The organism is Shuttleworthella sp., assembly GCF_057251025.1.
On record NZ_DBHIDN010000005.1, the window covers coordinates 25,454 to 42,565 of the forward strand.

The 17,112-nt window shown below is 56.9% G+C and carries 13 protein-coding genes; 3 read left to right on the plus strand and 10 right to left on the minus strand.

Translation table 11 applies throughout. The features are described 5' to 3' along the window. Positions 1-939 carry a transketolase family protein gene (locus ACO5R6_RS02290; protein ID WP_485625566.1) on the minus strand — a complete coding sequence of 313 codons (939 nt, stop codon included), beginning with the start codon at positions 937-939 and terminating at the stop codon, positions 1-3. After that, a complete protein-coding gene (locus tag ACO5R6_RS02295) occupies positions 927-1,766 on the minus strand; it encodes a transketolase (protein ID WP_485625567.1) in 840 nt (279 codons plus the stop codon). The genes ACO5R6_RS02290 and ACO5R6_RS02295 overlap by 13 nt, the downstream gene beginning before the upstream one ends. A 174-nt stretch (positions 1,767-1,940) precedes the next feature. On the opposite strand from ACO5R6_RS02295, the gene ACO5R6_RS02300 reads away from it, so the two are divergent. Next, the gene (locus tag ACO5R6_RS02300; protein WP_485625568.1) at positions 1,941-2,912 is read left to right on the plus strand and encodes a zinc dependent phospholipase C family protein; all 972 of its coding nucleotides are present in this window, start codon (positions 1,941-1,943) and stop codon (positions 2,910-2,912) included. A gap of 37 nt (positions 2,913-2,949) precedes the next feature. Here the strand turns inward: ACO5R6_RS02300 and ACO5R6_RS02305 are convergent, their stop codons facing one another. From ACO5R6_RS02305 to nrdG, 4 genes are all read right to left on the minus strand, one after another. Continuing rightward, complete coding sequence (locus ACO5R6_RS02305; RefSeq protein ID WP_485625569.1) at positions 2,950-4,902, minus strand: fructose-1,6-bisphosphatase; 1,953 nt, start codon at positions 4,900-4,902, stop codon at positions 2,950-2,952. Between the two features lie 177 nt (positions 4,903-5,079). Continuing rightward, positions 5,080-5,826 carry a pyruvate formate-lyase-activating protein gene (gene pflA / locus ACO5R6_RS02310; RefSeq protein WP_485625570.1) on the minus strand — a complete coding sequence of 249 codons (747 nt, stop codon included), beginning with the start codon at positions 5,824-5,826 and terminating at the stop codon, positions 5,080-5,082. A gap of 170 nt (positions 5,827-5,996) precedes the next feature. Next, complete coding sequence (gene pflB / locus ACO5R6_RS02315; RefSeq protein WP_485625571.1) at positions 5,997-8,255, minus strand: formate C-acetyltransferase; 2,259 nt, start codon at positions 8,253-8,255, stop codon at positions 5,997-5,999. 330 nt (positions 8,256-8,585) lie between these two features. Beyond that, positions 8,586-9,143 carry an anaerobic ribonucleoside-triphosphate reductase activating protein gene (gene nrdG, locus ACO5R6_RS02320; protein WP_485625572.1) on the minus strand — a complete coding sequence of 186 codons (558 nt, stop codon included), beginning with the start codon at positions 9,141-9,143 and terminating at the stop codon, positions 8,586-8,588. A 141-nt stretch (positions 9,144-9,284) separates the two neighbouring features. Between nrdG and ACO5R6_RS02325 the strand changes: the two genes are divergently transcribed. After that, positions 9,285-10,484 (plus strand): alanyl-tRNA editing protein, encoded by a 1,200-nt coding sequence (locus ACO5R6_RS02325; protein WP_485625573.1) that lies wholly within the window; start codon positions 9,285-9,287, stop codon positions 10,482-10,484. A 29-nt stretch (positions 10,485-10,513) separates the two neighbouring features. On the opposite strand, the gene ACO5R6_RS02330 is transcribed toward ACO5R6_RS02325, so the two are convergent. The 4 genes from ACO5R6_RS02330 to ACO5R6_RS02345 form a co-directional block, all read right to left on the minus strand. Further along, positions 10,514-11,866: a sensor histidine kinase gene (locus tag ACO5R6_RS02330; RefSeq protein WP_485625574.1), complete on the minus strand. Its 1,353-nt coding sequence runs from the start codon at positions 11,864-11,866 to the stop codon at positions 10,514-10,516. 2 nt (positions 11,867-11,868) lie between these two features. Next, on the minus strand, positions 11,869-12,540 hold the full coding sequence (locus ACO5R6_RS02335) for a response regulator transcription factor (protein WP_485625575.1): 672 nt from the start codon (positions 12,538-12,540) through the stop codon (positions 11,869-11,871). Beyond that, positions 12,515-13,219: a GTP pyrophosphokinase gene (locus ACO5R6_RS02340; protein WP_485625576.1), complete on the minus strand. Its 705-nt coding sequence runs from the start codon at positions 13,217-13,219 to the stop codon at positions 12,515-12,517. Before ACO5R6_RS02340 ends, ACO5R6_RS02335 begins: the two co-directional genes overlap by 26 nt. 186 nt (positions 13,220-13,405) lie before the next feature. Then, positions 13,406-14,848 carry an alanine/glycine:cation symporter family protein gene (locus ACO5R6_RS02345; protein ID WP_485625577.1) on the minus strand — a complete coding sequence of 481 codons (1,443 nt, stop codon included), beginning with the start codon at positions 14,846-14,848 and terminating at the stop codon, positions 13,406-13,408. A gap of 268 nt (positions 14,849-15,116) precedes the next feature. Between ACO5R6_RS02345 and ACO5R6_RS02350 the strand changes: the two genes are divergently transcribed. Then, positions 15,117-16,799, plus strand: a complete 1,683-nt coding sequence (locus ACO5R6_RS02350; RefSeq protein WP_485625579.1) for a phospho-sugar mutase — start codon at positions 15,117-15,119, stop codon at positions 16,797-16,799. Positions 16,800-17,112: the final 313 nt, after the last annotated feature.

Consider the following 17,112-nt stretch of genomic DNA (forward strand, 5'->3'; position numbering starts at 1 on the left):
TCACACCCAGTTTTTGATCTGACGGTAGATTCCCTCGGCGTCCAGCTGATACTTGTGCAGGAGTTCCAGGGCGGGCCCGGACTCGCCAAAGCAATCGCGAATACCAATGCGGAGCATCTTACTGGGACACTCTTCCGCCAGGGTCTCTGCCACGGCGGACCCCAGGCCTCCGATGATGGAGTGCTCCTCAACTGTCACCACTCTGCCGGTTCTTGCGGCAGACCGGATGACAAGGTCCTTATCCAGGGGCTTGATGGTGTGCATATCGATCACGGTGGCCCGGATGCCGTCCCCGGCCAGCCTCTCCGCTGCCAGAAGAGACTCTCCCACCTCCAGACCGCAGGCAATGATCGTCAGGTCCCCGCCCTCCCGCAGGAGGATCCCCTTGCCGAGCGCAAAGCGATAATCTGGCCTGTCATTGATGACCGGAACTGCCAATCGGCCGAAACGCAGATAGAAGGGGCCGTCCGTCTCATAGGCCGCCCTGACCGCCGCCCTGGCCTCAATGTCATCTGCGGGTACGACAATCGTCATACCGGGAATGGCGCGCATGAGAGCGACATCTTCATTGCACTGATGGGTCGCTCCGTCCTCGCCGACGGAAATTCCGGCGTGCGAAGCCCCGATCTTGACATTGAGGTGGGGATAGCCGATGGAGTTGCGCACCTGCTCAAAGGCGCGACCCGCGGCAAACATGGCGAAGGAAGAGGCAAAGGGCACCTTGCCGGTCGTAGCCAGCCCCGCCGCGATGCTCATCATATTGGCCTCAGCGATTCCGCAGTCAAAGTGCCGGTCCGGAAAGACCTTCTTGAAGACGCTCGTCTTGGTCGCGGCCGCCAGATCGGCGTCCAGAACGACCAGATTCTCATGTTCTCTTCCCAGCGCAACGAGAGTCTCGCCATAGCTCTCGCGCGTCGCGATCCTCTTTACCTCTGACATAATGCCTCCTCCGCCCGGTTCAGCTCTTCCATTGCCACGGCATACAACTCGTCATCGGGGGCCTTGCCGTGCCAGTCACAGACATTCTCCATATATGAGACGCCCTTGCCCTTGATGGTGTGCATGAGGATGCAGGTCGGCTCCCCCTTGTGCTCCCGCGCTCTGCGAAAGGCGTCCCTGAGCTGGTCGAAATCGCTCCCGTCCATCAGCTCGATGACATGCCAGCGGAAGGCTGCGAACTTGTCCGCAATGGGCGCTGGGGAATTGACCTGGTCCAGTGTTCCGTCGATCTGCAAATTGTTGTAGTCAACAATGGCAACTAAGTTGTCCAGCTTCCGGTTGCCGGCGAACATAGCAGCCTCCCAGACCTGGCCCTCTTCGATCTCCCCATCCCCCAGGAGGGTGTAGACCCGGTAGCTGTCTCTGCTCAGCTTGGCGGACAGAGCCATTCCGACAGCGACTGAGATCCCCTGGCCCAGAGATCCGGACGAGGCGTCTACTCCAGGAGTCTCCTGCATGCAGGGATGTCCCTGCAGGTAGCTTCCCACATGGCGGAGGGTCTTTAGATCTTCTGCGGGAAAATAGCCCCGCTCAGCCAGGGCCGCATAGAGACCGGGGGCGTTGTGTCCCTTGGACAGGACGAAGCGGTCCCGATCCGCCTTCCTTGGGTCATCAGGGTCAATATTCATCTCCTCGAAATAGAGATAGGTCAAGAGATCCGCAGAAGAGAGGGACCCACCCGGATGCCCGGACTTTGCGGCATGAACCCCTGTGATGATCCCTTTTCGAACGCGGACCGCATGTTTTTGCAATTCCAGATTTGTCATACCCATTCCTTTCAGGCCGTATGTCAACGAATCCTATTATAGGAGAAACGAGTGCTTTTTTCTATTGATCCCGGCCGGCTTCTTCTCTATTGAAGTCGAAAATCATATACTATAGATGCAAGACGTATCCATTGATCCGTTTGCGATTCCGAATCATCCAAAAGGAGGCCGCTTATGCCCGGAATGAGAACCCACAATATCTTTGGCCTGAGAGCTGCCAGCCTCATGCCCGCCGATTTACGAAGCCGGATTGCCCGTCACCCCGTCGCCTACGCCATCGGCATGCAGGGACCGGACCTCTTCTTCTACTCCCTGTCTCCTTACCTGCGCTATCCGGAGAATGTAGGCCAGCTCATGCACCGAAGCCGGGTCCTGGACTTCTTCGATGCCCTCCTGACGGCCCGAGAGGAAATTACCAACTCTGACGAGGGCCGGTCCATTGCTGATGCCTATATCTGCGGCTTCATAGGCCACTACACCCTGGATATGGCCTGCCATCCCTACATCTACTGCCGAACGCAGCACCTAAGGCACGCTGGCCGGCCCGCCTACGACTTCGGCCTGCATGTATTCTTAGAGACAGATATCGACAGCGACTGTGGCCGCTACTACTTGAACCAGACCCCTCTCATGGATCACACAGAGCGCTATTTCAAGGCCTCCGCCTCGGAGCGCAAGCTTCTGACCCTCCTGCTGACTGAGGCCATCCAAAAGACCTATCCCGAACTGAACTTCCAGTCATGGACTGCATATGAATCCCTGGTCAGCCTGCCCATCACTGCCAAGCTCCTCCAGGACCCCTCCGTCGCCAAGCGGAAGCTCGTGCGCCTGCTTGAGCAGGCATCCCTTGGCCATGCCGTTGTCTCAGGCATGCTGGTAAGCGACAGCATCCGCAAATACCCTGATCCCTGTAATCTCTCCCACCACGCCTGGTACAACCCCTGGGATCCCTCCCATAAGATCCGGACCGAGAGCATCATGGACCTGATCGATGCCTCGACCCGCGCTCTTGTCAAGCGCACAGACCTCTACTTCGAGGCGGTCGATGGAGCCGTCTGGAACCGGGGCGAACGCAAGCCCGATGCCGGCCCCCTCCTGGAAGAGCTTGGCAACCGGTCTTACCTGACCGGCTGCCCCCTCAACTGAATCCTCTTTGGCACAAGACGGATGCAAGGCATCCGTCTTATGCTTTGCCTGTCCTGGTCCCGTAATCGGGCCGCTCCGCGATCGCCCCGCTCCGATACATCTTGAGCAGGGAGGTCAGATCTTCGATATCCCGGGCGATGCCATGGCCGATATCCGTATCCCGCACCATGACCCGCTCCTGCTCCTGCTCGACCACCTTGGAGCTGGACTCGATGTCATCGTTGTTGGCCAGAGCGTCCTCTATGCCCATGAAGGGCCTGTGCTCCTTGAGCCGGATCCCGTGGGAGTTGAAGATCATCGTGTAGCCCGCAATGCCTGTGGTCTTGTGCATACCGGCACAGAAGCCCCCGTCAATCACATAGAGCTTTCCGCCGCCCCGCACCGGCTTCTCACCCCGGATCGTCTTGACCGGAGTATGGCCGTTTACAATATGTCCCATGGGGGAATAGACGCCGAATTCCCGCAGGATCATGTTGCAGTAGCGCTGGTCCTGGCTGTAATTGTAATAGGGGTCCGTCGGCTCCTCCCAAGTAGACCGGTCATCGATGAACTCCCGCTGAAAGGTGGCCAGCCGGCGGCCGCAGAGGGGAGACTTGGGGCCTGCCCAGAGGAAGTACATAAAGTCTAAGTCCCCCGCCTGATCCTTCCGGCTGAAATCCCCCGCCCTTCCCGGGTCTCCGGTCGGGTAGTAGGCTCTTCTGGCGATCCGGTCGGCATAATCCATGTAGTTCTTGCCCCGGTACACATTCCCCTCCAGGCAGATTCCCTCCAGGTTGCCCTCCTCGTCCATGGGAATACAGCCGTGATAGAGAACATTGTCATTGAAGATCCGGTATATGCTCCCCTTCTCATAGAGGAACTCCACATGGGTCTGCAGGCGCTTGGAATCGGAGAAATCGTCTACCAGATCATCGATGATTCTCTGTTCCTCCGCTGAGAGCCTGGTCGGATCCTCCGGATCCACCGTCGGAAAATCCCGGCTGTTCAGGGGATAGGTCTTGCCCTCGATCTCCACCCGATAATTGTGAAAATCACAGCGGGAGAAGAGACGCATGTCCTCCATGGCATAGGCCGGATTCTCCCGGATCACCCGGTCCTCAAGCTTATAGGCGATGACACTGATCGCCCGCAGAGCCGCCTTGATCGGATCCGTCTCCTGATAGCTGCTCATGGCAAAGAGGACTAGCTTGCGCAGGTTGATTCCATAGCGGCTCTCCAGGATCTCCATATTGCCGTGGCGGAGGTTATTGCGCAGGACATTGGCGACACAGACATCGGATCCGCAGGCAGCTCCCATCCAGAGGATGTCGTGATTGCCCCACTCGATGTCCAGGGAGTGATAGCCCATGAGAAGGTCCATGATCTTATCGGCGCAGGGCCCCCGGTCAAAGATATCGCCAACGATATGGAGGTGGTCGACTGCCAGACGCTTGATCAGAGAGGACAGGGCGACGACAAATTCCTCGGCGTTTTTCAGGGCGATGATGGTGTGGATGATCTCCCTGTGGTAGGCCACCTGATTGTTGTCCTCATCCGCCTGCATGTGAAGAAGCTCGTCGATGATATAGGCGAAATCCGGGGACATGGCCTTGCGCACCTTGGACCGGGTGTACTTGCCGGACAGGAAGCGGGCGATGGAGATCAGGCGGTTTAAGGTCATCAGATACCACTCGTCGGAGATCTTGCCCTCCCGCTTGAGCAGGGCCATCTTGCGGCGGGGATAATAGACCAGGGTGGCCAGGTCTCTCCGCTCGGCTTCCGTCATATCATCCTCGAAGATAATGCGGATCTTCTCCCGGATCACCCCGGAGCAATTATTCAGGATGTGGTAGAAGGCCTCGTACTCCCCGTGTAAGTCGGACATAAAGTGCTCTGTCCCCTTGGGCAGGTTTAAGATGGCGTTGAGATTGATGATCTCCCTGCAGACCGCTTGCTGGCTTGGATACTTCTCCGCCAGCAATTTCAAATACTTGGTGTAATCTGTATTCATGCCTGCCCCTTTCGCCGGGAATTTAGGCCCCCGGTCCTTCCCCGGACATCATACCTATCATACCGGTGCGCTCTCACAAACCGCCTCTATTATAGCATCCCTTCCTCCTGCAAGCTGAGACTTCCAGCCGGAAAATGGTCCCGGCGGCACCGGATCCATCCCTGAATCGATCCCGCATCAGTCCACCGGCTCTCCCCGCAGGATCTTCTGGGCCCGCTCCGTCTGCTCCCTGGTCGGGGGCTCCACGTCGGCCAGGCTGTTCTTCATTCCGAGTTCCTCCCACTTATAGAGTCCCAAGGTATGATAGGGAAGGACTTCCACCTTTTCGACATTGGACAGGGAGGCAATGAAGTCCCGGGTCCGATAGAGGTCGGCATCCTGATCGGTAATCCCGGGCACCAGGACCTGGCGGATCCAGATGGGCTTGTGAATGGAGTCCAGATAGCGGATCCCGTCCAGGATATTGGCGTTATCCTGCCCGGTCAGCCACTTGTGTCTGGCAGGGTCAATGTGCTTGATGTCCACCAGGAGCAGGTCTGTGTCAGACATCAGGTCTCGAAATTTACTGAAAAAGGGTTCCTCTCGGCGAAAGGGGTTGAGAGAGGTGTCGATACAGGTGCCAATCTTCCTCTCCTTGGCCTGCCGGAAGAGTTCGATCAGAAAGTCAATCTGCAGAAGGGGGTCTCCGCCGGAGACGGTAATCCCCCCATCCTCTCCCCAGTAACTCCGGTAGCGCTCGGCCTGGTCCAAGAGGACAGAGGCCTCTTTCTCATGATAGTTTTTCACATCATCCATATCCCAGGTGTCCACATTGTGACAGTAACGGCAGCGCATATGACAGCCCTGGAGAAAGATAATGTAGCGGATTCCGGGTCCGTCCACAGATCCGAAGGACTCGATGGAATGTACTCTTCCGATTGCCATAGTTCACCTCATTTCATAGGCGGCCTGTCTGATCAGGCCCTCCTGCCGGGGATCCTCAGGCAGCCTTCAAACAGGAAAAACAGGGCCTGTGACCAGCAGAGCACATCCTCTTCTGATTGCACAGTCCCTGTTTGTGTGAGCAGAAATCCTTCTGCGATAGGACCAATCCCTTACATCTTCTTATGGCAGGTTCTTGCGATAACGTCCAGCTGCTGCTCGCGGGTCAGATCGATGAACTTGACCGCGTATCCGGATACGCGAATGGTGAAGTTGGCGTACTCCTCCTTCTCCGGATGCTCCATCGCGTCGATCAGCTTCTCCGTGCCGAAGACATTGACATTGAGATGGTGCGCTCCCCGGTCGAAATAGCCGTCCATAACGCGGACCAGGTTGACCTTGCGGTCGCCCAGATCATGACCGATGGCGTCGGGGCTGATGGTCTGGGTGTTGGAGATTCCGTCCAGAGCGTACTCATAGGGGAGCTTGGCCACAGAGTTCAGAGAAGCCAGAAGGCCGTTCTGCTCCGCTCCATACGCGGGATTGGCGCCGGGGGCGAAGGGCTTGAAGGCCGGGCGTCCATCGGGCAGAGCTCCGGTCGCCTTTCCGTACACCACATTGGATGTGATGGTCAGGATGGACGTCGTGGGCTCTGAGTTGCGATAGGTGTGATGCTTCTCGATCTTCTTCATGAAGGTCTTAAGGAGCCATACCGCGATATCATCGGCCCTGTCATCGTCATTGCCGTACTTGGGGAAATCGCCCTCTGTCTTGTAGTCAACCACCAGGCCGGACTCGTCTCTTATGGTCTTGACCTTGGCGTACTTGATCGCGGACAGGGAGTCAACTACATGTGAGAAACCGGCGATTCCGGTCGCGAAGGTCCGGCGGACATTGGTGTCAATCAGGGCCATCTCGGCAGACTCATAGTAGTATTTGTCATGCATGTACTGGATCAGGTTCAGGATATTGACGTAGAGGCCGGACAGCCAGTCCATCATCAGATCAAACTTGTGCATGACCTCATCATAATCCAGATATTCGGACCGGATGGGGGCCAGTTCCGGTCCGCACTGGACCTTGAACTTCTCATCCATGCCGCCGTTGATCGCGTACAGGAGGCACTTGGCCAGGTTGGCCCGGGCTCCGAAGAACTGCATCTCCTTACCGGTCTGCGTCGCAGATACACAGCAGCAGATGGAGTAGTCATCTCCCCATACCGGCTTCATGACGTCATCATTCTCGTACTGAACCGAAGAGGTATTGATAGAGATCTTCGCCGCATACTCCTTGAAGTTCTCGGGGAGCTTGGAGCTGTAGAGGACCGTCAGGTTGGGCTCCGGTGAGGGGCCCATATTCTCAAGCGTATGAAGGAAACGGTAGTCGTTCTTGGTGACCATGCTGCGACCGTCCATGCCGATCCCGGCGACCTCCAGGGTGGCCCAGACGGGATCTCCCGAGAAGAGCTCGTTGTAGGAGGGGATGCGGGCGAACTTGACCATGCGGAATTTCATGACAAGATGGTCGATCAGTTCCTGGGCCTCAGACTCTGTCAGCTTACCTGCTGCGATGTCTCGGTCGATATAGATATCCAGGAAGGTGGAGATCCGGCCGACCGACATGGCGGCTCCGTTCTGGGTCTTGATGGCTGCCAGATAACCGAAGTAGAGCCACTGAACAGCCTCTTTGGCATTCTCCGCGGGACCTGAGATGTCATAGCCATAGGACTTGGCCATTTCCTTCATCCCCTTGAGCGCGCGGATCTGCTCGGCGATCTCCTCGCGAAGGCGGATCACATCGTCCGTCATCGTCCCGTCACCGCAGTTGTTGAAATCCTCCGTCTTCTTCTCGATCAGGAAGTCGATTCCGTAGAGGGCCACTCTTCTGTAGTCGCCGACAATACGGCCGCGGCCGTAGGTATCCGGCAGACCGGTCACGATGTGGGTGTGACGGGCCGTCTTCATCTCGGGTGTGTAGGCGTCGAAGACCGCCTGATTGTGGGTCTTGTGGTATTCCGTGAAGATCTTGTGATACTTCTCATTCACCTGGTAGCCGTAGTTGGCAGCTGCCTGCTCTGCCATCTTGATTCCGCCATAGGGCATGAAGGCCCTCTTGAGCGGCTTGTCCGTCTGCAGACCGACCACCTGCTCCAGGTCCTTCATGGACCGGTCAATGTAGCCGGGGCCATAGGAGGTCAGGCCGGAGACCACCTCCGTCTCGCACTCGAGCACGCCGTTCTTGGCCCGCTCCTCCTTCTGCAGCTCCTGCAGCTTGCCCCAGAGCTTCTTGGTCGCCTCGGTCGGGTCTGCCAGGAAGGATTCGTCTCCCTCATAGGGAGTGTAGTTGTTCTGAATAAACTCGCGGACATTTACATCGTCTGTCCACTTCAGGCCCTTGAATCCGGCCCAGGCCTTTTGGAATGCCTCTCTCATGTCACCTACCTCCTCGCACATCTTGCGCATAAGATTCTGAAGATCTTGCTTCTTTACGCCCCCATCATAAGAAGCTTATTAGCTTAGCGCAACAGATTCCGGGCAAGTTCCGTCTTAAGTGCAAAAAGGACATGAATTTCTCTGTTTGCGTCCTCGTTTTTAGCATATATTGTTGTTTTATATTATTTAACCGCAATATCTTGTTGTTAGTTGTACCTTATTGTATGCAATTTGTACCAATTCAAGTACATGCCAATCTTTGTTTTGAGCCCTCTTGACCTATTTCTCCGACGTGTTATAGTTATCTTTATGCGTCCTGTTAATTTTTTGTCAGGCCCGGTCTTCTACCGGCCACCAGACAGGCGAAAATGTCTCCTCCGTCATCTTCCCCTCTTCCCTCATCTTGGCTAGGTTCAGGACTCTCTGGTTGCGACTGCCCCGAAATTGCAGGCGAATATCCTTAAGTTCCATCTGAAAGCGGCCGTCTACAAGGACATCAATATAGGAGAGCATCTCCTCTGTAAAGGCCGTGTGACGGGACCCATCCCTCGGAAGCAGGTCCTTGTCCAGGCGATAGCCGGTATAGCACCAGACGTCTTTGGCTGGGTATAAGCTCTTTAGCCTGCGCAGGAGTCTTGTAACTTCCTCCTGGTTCTCCGGCTCGAAGGGCTCACCGCCCAGACAGGTAAAGCCCTGGATGTAGTCCTTTCCCATAGCGTCTGCGATGAAGTCCTCCTCCGCCTTGGTATATGGCTTGCCATAGGAGAAGTCCCAGGTGTCGGGTTGAAAGCAGCCCGGGCAGTGATTGCGGCATCCGGAGACAAAGAGGCTGACTCTCACGCCCGGTCCGTCGGCGATATCCCAATCCTTAATGTTCCCATAATACATCTGGACTCCCTCCTCTCATCTTACCGATGGCAATCCCGAGAAAAATCTCTTAAAATAAGCCTGTTCCTCCCCATGCCCGGTCTCTTTCGGGCTGAACCAGAGCTTCCGGTCCGTCTACCGGCACCGGTACAGGAAAACACCATGACTAACGCCTTCCCCGCAACAGATAAATTATACGACAAGTCCCCCTATGCCAGAGACTTCTGTGCCCGGGTCCTCTCCTGCCGGGCGCAGGACGGACCCGGCCGGGGTCGATTTGACGTCATCCTCGACCGGACTCTCTTCTTCCCCGAGGAGGGCGGGCAGACACCGGACCTGGGGTGTCTTTCCTCCACCGGAACGGACCCGGTCAGGGTCCTCGACGTCCGGATCAAGGACCGGGTCATCCACCACGACTGTGACAGACCTCTCCCCGTCGGAAGCCGGGTTCAGGGGACCATCGACTGGGACCGTCGCTATGACCACATGCAAAATCACAGCGGGGAGCACATCTTCTCCGGCCTGGTTCACTCTAGCTTCGGCTACGAAAATGTCGGCTTTCACTTGAGCGAGCGGACCTGCAGCATGGACTACAGCGGGCCGCTGACACAGGAAGATGCGGACCGGATCGAGGCCCTGGCCAATCAGGTGATCTGGGACAACCGGGTCATTGACTGCTCCTATCCCTCCCCCCAAGTCCTGGACCGCTTGAACTACCGGAGCAAGAAGGAGGTCAGCGGCCCCGTTCGGATCGTCCGCATCCCCGACTGCGATGTCTGCGCCTGCTGCGCCCCCCATGTCAAAAGGACCGGTGAGATCGGTCTGCTCAAGGTTCTTCAGCTTCAGAACTACAAGGGCGGCTCCCGTCTCCTGATTGCCTGCGGGATGCGGGCTCTGCTGGAATTCCGCAGGAAGCAGTCCGTTCTGGACCGGGCCTCCCGTCTCCTGTCCGCTCCGCAGGAAGAGACAGCGGAGGCCCTGGCCAAGAAACTGGCTGAGCTCTCCTCTCTGAAAGACGCCCTGCACGAGTCCTCCGCCAGACTCCTTCAAGCAGACCTGGCGGGGCTTGACCCCGCTTCTCCCCATGTCTTCCTCTTTGAGAACGGGATTGACCCCATTCGCCTCCGCAATGCCGTCAATGCGATGACAGAAGTCCATCCCGGCTATTGTGTCGTCTTCAATGGGACCGATACTGATGGCTACTCCTATATTCTTGCCATCAGGGACGGGGACGCTAGAGTTCTGAACCGGCTGCTGCAGGAACATTTCTCTGCCCGCGGCGGCGGGTCAGCCGCCATGTGCCGGGGCAGTCTCAGGGCCAGTCGAAGGGACCTGGAGGAATTCCTCTCTTCCTTAGCCTAATGGATTCTTCTCTCTTCCGGCTTGTCCGCTCACAGCTTCACGATAAAGCGAATATTGCCTTCCCTGTAGTCCGCCCGAATCGACCCGCGGAACTGGTCCACGACGATTCCCTGGGCCATGGACAGGCCGATCCCGTAACCCTCCTTCTCGGAGGAGTGAGAACTGTCCTCCCGGTAGAAGCGGTCGAAAAACCGGTTGTAGTCCACCTCCGCCCCTTCGGCGTAAGTGTTGGAGACTATAAGATACGCCCCTCCCACCCGGCTTCTCTTTCGGAGGCTGACCACGATGCGGCCCTCATCATCACAGTACTTGGAGGCATTGTCCACCAGGATATTGACCAGTTCCTTGGCCAACTTCTCCTCCGCCTGGACGTGAATGGCCGGGTCTACTTTCAGGACCAGAGCCTTATGCTGCTGCTCTACGACCGGGCGAAACGACTCCGCGGCCTCCGTCACCACAGCAGACAGATTGATCTCATGCAGCTTGATCCGCTCCTGCTCCCCCATACGGGTCAGGGTAATCAAGTCCGCGACCAGGTCGCTTAATCTGGCGGACTGCTTGCGGATGGACTTGGTCCACTCATTCTCCCCCTGCATCATCTCAAGCAATTCCGCGTTGGCGGAGATAATCGCAATCGGCGTCTTGAGTTCATGACCTGCATTGGTGATGAACTGCTTCTGAGCCTCATAGTTGCGGATCATGGGCTCAACCGCCCTCCTTGAGATCGCCACCAAGAGAGCAATAATCAGGAAGACTAAGCCTCCGCTCCCGATGATAGACAAGATCAGGACAGACCGGACCGACTCATGATAATTGCTTGCATCTAAGAAGACGGTCATCGTCGATCCGTCCCCATAGCGGCTGGTCTGATACTCGTAGGTGGCAAGGCCGGACTCAATATTTCCCCTGGCATAGCCTTTCTTTAAGACCCTGGCCGCATACTTGCGGGCATTCTCGTCCGAGACCTCCGCAATATAGTTGAGATTGGTCCGCAGAATCCTTCCGTCGGCATCGGCCCAGACCGTGAAAAACCGGGTCTGCAGAAGACTATCCCGGCTCATCTGGATATGGTGGTCCCTCTGGAGCACGAGGAGAATATTGTCTGCAATGATGTTCAGGCCCCGGCGGATCACAGACCCCTTGTTCTCCTGGTCGCTGTCCGAGGTGATCACCTCGACGGAGGCCTTGTCCGACTGGTTCCCCTTCTCGCCCAGATCCGGCAGGGTTCCTCCCGACTGGGTCAGATAATTGAGGACCAGGTGCGCCTCATGAATATTGCGGTAGTAGTTGGACACATTGGTTAAGAGCAGAATAACCGTCATAACCAGCAGGACGGCCGCCGTCGCCGAACTGATGAAACGTCTCCTTAACTTCTTGATCATCCCTATTCCCTCTCGCGAATCCGATAGGATCCTCCCTCGTCACCGTCAATGGCGACCTTGCCCGTGATGGCGTTGAATTTCTGTCTGAGATAGGAGATATAGACCCAGACTAAGCCCACGTCAGCCTCCGGATCATCCTTCCAGATCCGCTCGAAGATCTGCTCTGTGGAGATGTCCTTGCCCACATTCTGCATGAGGTACTCCAGCAGCTTGGCCTCCTTGGGGGCCAGGCGGATGGCATTCTGGGCCCGCATTTCCTGCTGCTCCACATCCAAGGTCACATCGGCGATGGTCAGATTCTTGGGGGCGAAATCCTCGCTCCGCCTCGTAAGAGACCGGATCCTTGCCAGGAGTTCTCCCAGGGCGAAGGGCTTGGTCAAGTAATCATCAGCCCCGGCATCCAGACCCTCGATCCGGTCCTCGACCTCCGCCTTGGCGGTCAGGAGGAGGATGGGGGTTCGGTCTCCGCCTGCCCGGATCTCCTGCAGGGCCTCTACACCGGTCATCTTCGGCATCATGACATCGAAGACCAGGCAGTCAAAGGTCCCCTCCCGGGCCGCTTGCAGTGCCGCCTGTCCATCGGCCACATCGACCACCTCATAGCGGTTCATCTGAAGGGCTGTCACCAGGACACGGCGCATCTCCTGCTCATCTTCGGCAACCAGTATTTTCATGGCTTTCCTCCTCGCTCTTGGCATTCTCGTGACGGATCAGGTCCCGGATGGTCTGCATCGTGACATCACAGGAGGCCAGCTCATCGGCGCAGCGCTTGAGCTCGGTCTCGATCAACCTGGCGTTGCCGGACACCCCCTGCTTATAGCTGATCTCATGCTCTAAGGCCGCCCAGGAGTCCATGGCGATCGTTCGAAGCTGGATCTCCACATAGAAGTGCCCGGGACAGTTCCCATCCACATCCATATAGGGCTCCTCCACATCCAGAATGACATGGTAGCTGCGATAGCCGTTCCCCTTGGCATGACGGACATAGTCCTTCTCCTGAACAATCTTCGCCTGATCCCAGGACCGGATGCAGTCCAGGTTGGCGTAGATGTCATCCCGGAAACCGCACACGATCCGTATCCCGACCGCATCCGTCACTTCCCGCAGGGCGGAATGCGCATTGATCGGCAGGCCCCGCGCGGCCAGCTTGTCCCGCATGCTCCCTTCCTCCTTGATCCGGCCGTCCAGGTGCTCGGCGATCTTGCCCCCGTGCGTCTTCTCATACTCCTTCTGAGAGCTCCGGATCCGCCGGAAAATATCCTCCATCACCAGGCGCAGGGTCTCTTCATAGGCCCCGTATATGCTCTCCTGGGCCGAAAGCCCCTCCTTGAGCGTAAGCTTCTCTGCTTCCATATCTATCGTCTCCCTATCCCCTCCTCTTGCGGAAGGAATCTTTCATTCTTCTTTCTTCTTGCGTGCAGGTATTATATCAAAAATAATACCGTCCTGCAGAAAGAGGACGGTATCTGTCATGTCTTATCACCGGCTCCAGGCTTGACTTGAAAGCATCCTCCGCCGTATTCCCATGCCCTTTTCGGTCTAGCGGAAATTGCTCTTGCCCCTGCCAAGATGCTTCCCGGACCGGAAGAAATCCCCGGTCTCTTTGACGACCACCCCGCTCAGGGCGAAGATCGCGATCATATTGGGGATTGCCATTAGTCCGTTGAAGATATCGGCAATGGTCCAGACGGCGGATACGGTCATATAGGGGCCGATGAAGACCGCGAGAATATAGAGCCAGCGATAGGTCAGGATGACCCTCCTGGAATTTCCCGATAAGTACTCCAGGCAGCGCTCCGCATAGTAGTCCCAGCCCAGAATTGTGGTAAAAGCAAAGAAGACCAGGCAGAGCATGAGGATGAAAGAAGAGACCATGGGGGCGAAGGGAAGGCCATGCGTGAAGGCATAGGTTGTCACCTGGACGCCCTCCAGGCCCTCCACCTGATAAGCTCCCGTCAGGACAATCGAGAGTCCGGTCATCGTGCAGACCACAATGGTGTCGATGAAGGTTCCCGTCATGGTGACCAGGCCCTGGCGGACAGGCTCATGGGTCTGCGCGGCAGCTGCCGCAATGGGCGCGGATCCAAGCCCCGCCTCGTTGGAGAAGATGCCCCGGGCGATTCCCTTCTGCATAGCCACCAGCATGGAGCCGACGAGACCGCCGGTCACAGCAGACGGGTTGAAAGCGCCTTCCACAATGATCCGGATGGCTTTGGGCAGCTCATGGACATTACAGATCAGAAGAATCAGAGCGAAGCTGACATAAATCAGGGCCATGAAGGGAACAATAATCTGGGCGACCGCGGAAATTCTCTTTAAGCCGCCGATCAGGACCAGGGCCACAAAGAAAGCCAGGAACAAAGAGGCAATCACCACTGCCCAGGAGTAATCGCCCAGACCGAGGATTCCGATATGTACGGTATTGGCATTATCGGGATCAAAGAAATTGTGGACGGCACTGGCAATTCCGTTGACCTGAGAGAAAGTACCGATTCCGAAGAGACCGACGCAGACGCCGAAGAAAGCGAAGGCCTTGGCCAGCCAGGACCAGCCGTGTCCCATCCCGTTTTCAATATAGTAGAAGGGGCCTCCCAGGGCATGGCCGCTCTCATCAACGGTCCGGTATTTGATCGCCAGAAGTCCCTCGGCGTACTTGGTCGCCATCCCAAGGAAAGCCGCCAGCTCCATCCAGAAGAGGGCCCCAGGGCCTCCGGTGCCGATGGCTGTCGCGACACCCACGATATTACCCGTCCCGATTGTCGCGGACAGGGCCGTGCAGAGGGCCGCGAAGGAAGAGACCTCTCCCTTTCCTCCTTCCTCATTCCGAATCATCCACTTGAGTGCGAGGGGCAGGCGGCGCAGCTGGAGAAGACCCAGGCGGACGGTCAGCCACAGGCCGCCGGACAGGATCAGGACCATCAGGGGGATTCCCCAGATCAGGTCGTCAAGTGCTTGTAAATTCTGATTGATCACATGCCACATAGGATAAGACTCCTCTTCTCGTCACACGCAGAGCAGATGAATCGGCGGGAACTGTTCTTCTGCTGCGGACATTTCTTTCTCTTGGGCGAACACTCCTCCAAGGATAGCGGACCGGCCCCATAAGGTCAAGGCCTATTCCCATATATCTCTTGGGCGGAGGTGGGCCGGATCCGCTTCAATCCCGCACTTGCTTTGACTTTGCCCTTTTTCTTTTCTATACTGAATTTAGTTTTCAGTGCGGTCTGGCACGGACAGAAAGAAGGTCTATATGTATCAGGAAGAATATCAGCGTTGGCTCACTGCGGACTTGGAAGATCTTGATCTCAGGAGAGAGCTTCTGTCCATTCAAGGCAAAGAGGATGAAATCAAAGATCGCTTTGCCGTCTCATTGAAATTCGGAACAGCCGGTCTGCGCGGGGTGATCGGCGCAGGCACCAACCGCATGAACATCCAGGTTGTCGGGCAGGCGACCCAGGGACTGGCCAACTGGGTGAAGACCCAGGCTGGCAACCAGTCCGTGGCCATCTCCTACGACAGCCGGATCAAGTCCGATGTCTTCGCCAGGCGGGCCGCTTCCGTTCTGGCAGCCAATGACATCAAGGTCTTTATCTACGACGCCCTCATGCCTGTGCCGGCCTTGTCCTTCGCGACCCGTTACTATGGCTGCAACGCCGGAATTATGATCACGGCCTCGCACAATCCCGCCAAGTACAACGGCTATAAGGCATACGGGCCGGACGGCTGTCAGATGACCGACGACGCCGCCGCGATTGTCTATGAAGAGATCCAAAAGACCGATATCCTGACCGGGATTCGCTGTGATTCCTTCGCGGCCGGAGTTGCCTCCGGCAAGATTCGCTTTGTCGATGATTCCTGCAAGAAGGCCTTCTATGAGGCGATTGAGGATCGGCAGGTCCGCCCGGGTCTCTGCAAGTCGAACGGTCTAAAGCTCGTCTACTCTCCCTTAAACGGAACCGGCCTGGTTCCTGTGACCCGGGTCTTGTCCGACATCGGGATTGAGGACATCACGGTTGTCCCCGAACAGCAGTATCCCAACGGCTATTTCACCACGGCTCCCTATCCCAATCCCGAGATCCGCGAGGCGCTCGCCTACGGCCTTGCCCTCGCTGAGAAGGAACAGGCAGACCTGATGCTTGCTACGGATCCGGACGCCGACCGCGTTGGCATTGCCATGCGCTGTCCCGACGGCTCCTATGAACTGGTCAGCGGCAATGAGATGGGCGCTCTCCTGCTCGATTATATCTGCGCCGGCCGTATAGAGAAGGGAACCATGCCCGAGAATCCGGTCGCTGTCAAGTCCATTGTCTCCAGTCCCCTGGCAGATGCCATCGCCTCCCACTATGGCGTTGAGATGCGCAATGTCCTGACCGGCTTCAAGTGGATCGGAGATCAGATTGCCGGTCTTGAGGCCAAGGGACAGGTCGACCGCTTCATCTTCGGTTTTGAGGAGAGCTACGGCTATCTGGCCGGCCCCTATGTCCGCGACAAGGACGCCGTCATCGCCTCCATGCTCATCTGCGAGATGGCCGCTTACTATCGCAGCATCGGATCCTCCATCAAGGAACGTCTGGAAGAGATCTATGCGACCTACGGCCGCTACCTGAACCTGGTGGATTCCTATGAGTTCCCCGGCCTGTCCGGTATGGATACTATGGCGGGAATCATGACCTCTTTCCGTGCCAATCCTCCCAAGGACTTTGCCGGCATCGCTGTGACCGCTGTCCGCGACTATGAGAAGAGCGATCAGACCGGCTTGCCCAGGGCCAATGTGCTCATCTATGAATTGGAAGACGGCTCCACTGTTGTCATCCGTCCCTCAGGCACAGAGCCCAAGATCAAGAACTACTTCACGACCAAGGGAAAGGATCTGGCGGAAGCCCAGGCTAAGAAGGAACTTCTTGCGTCCGCCATCAAACCCCTGATGAAGTAAGTCTCTCGGACCTACTTGTCGGTGCTCCGATTCTTTTGGATTCCCCATACACGCGGGCATCAATCATAAGAGCCGGCCGGGATCTCCCATCATCTTCAAGGAGAGGAGGAGGAGAATTTTCCGACCGGCTCTCTTTTTGATCCCTGATCCTCGCAGATACCTGCCTCTTCGGACGGCGGTGGCTTCGGTCTACCCCCGCCTTTCCTTTGCATCGGCAAAGTGCTATGATATGTGCTAATTGCTAATGGGGACTTGGCTCAGTAGCCTTTAACTGATCCGCTGAGGCCCTGCCGCAAGAACAGTAAGTAACGAG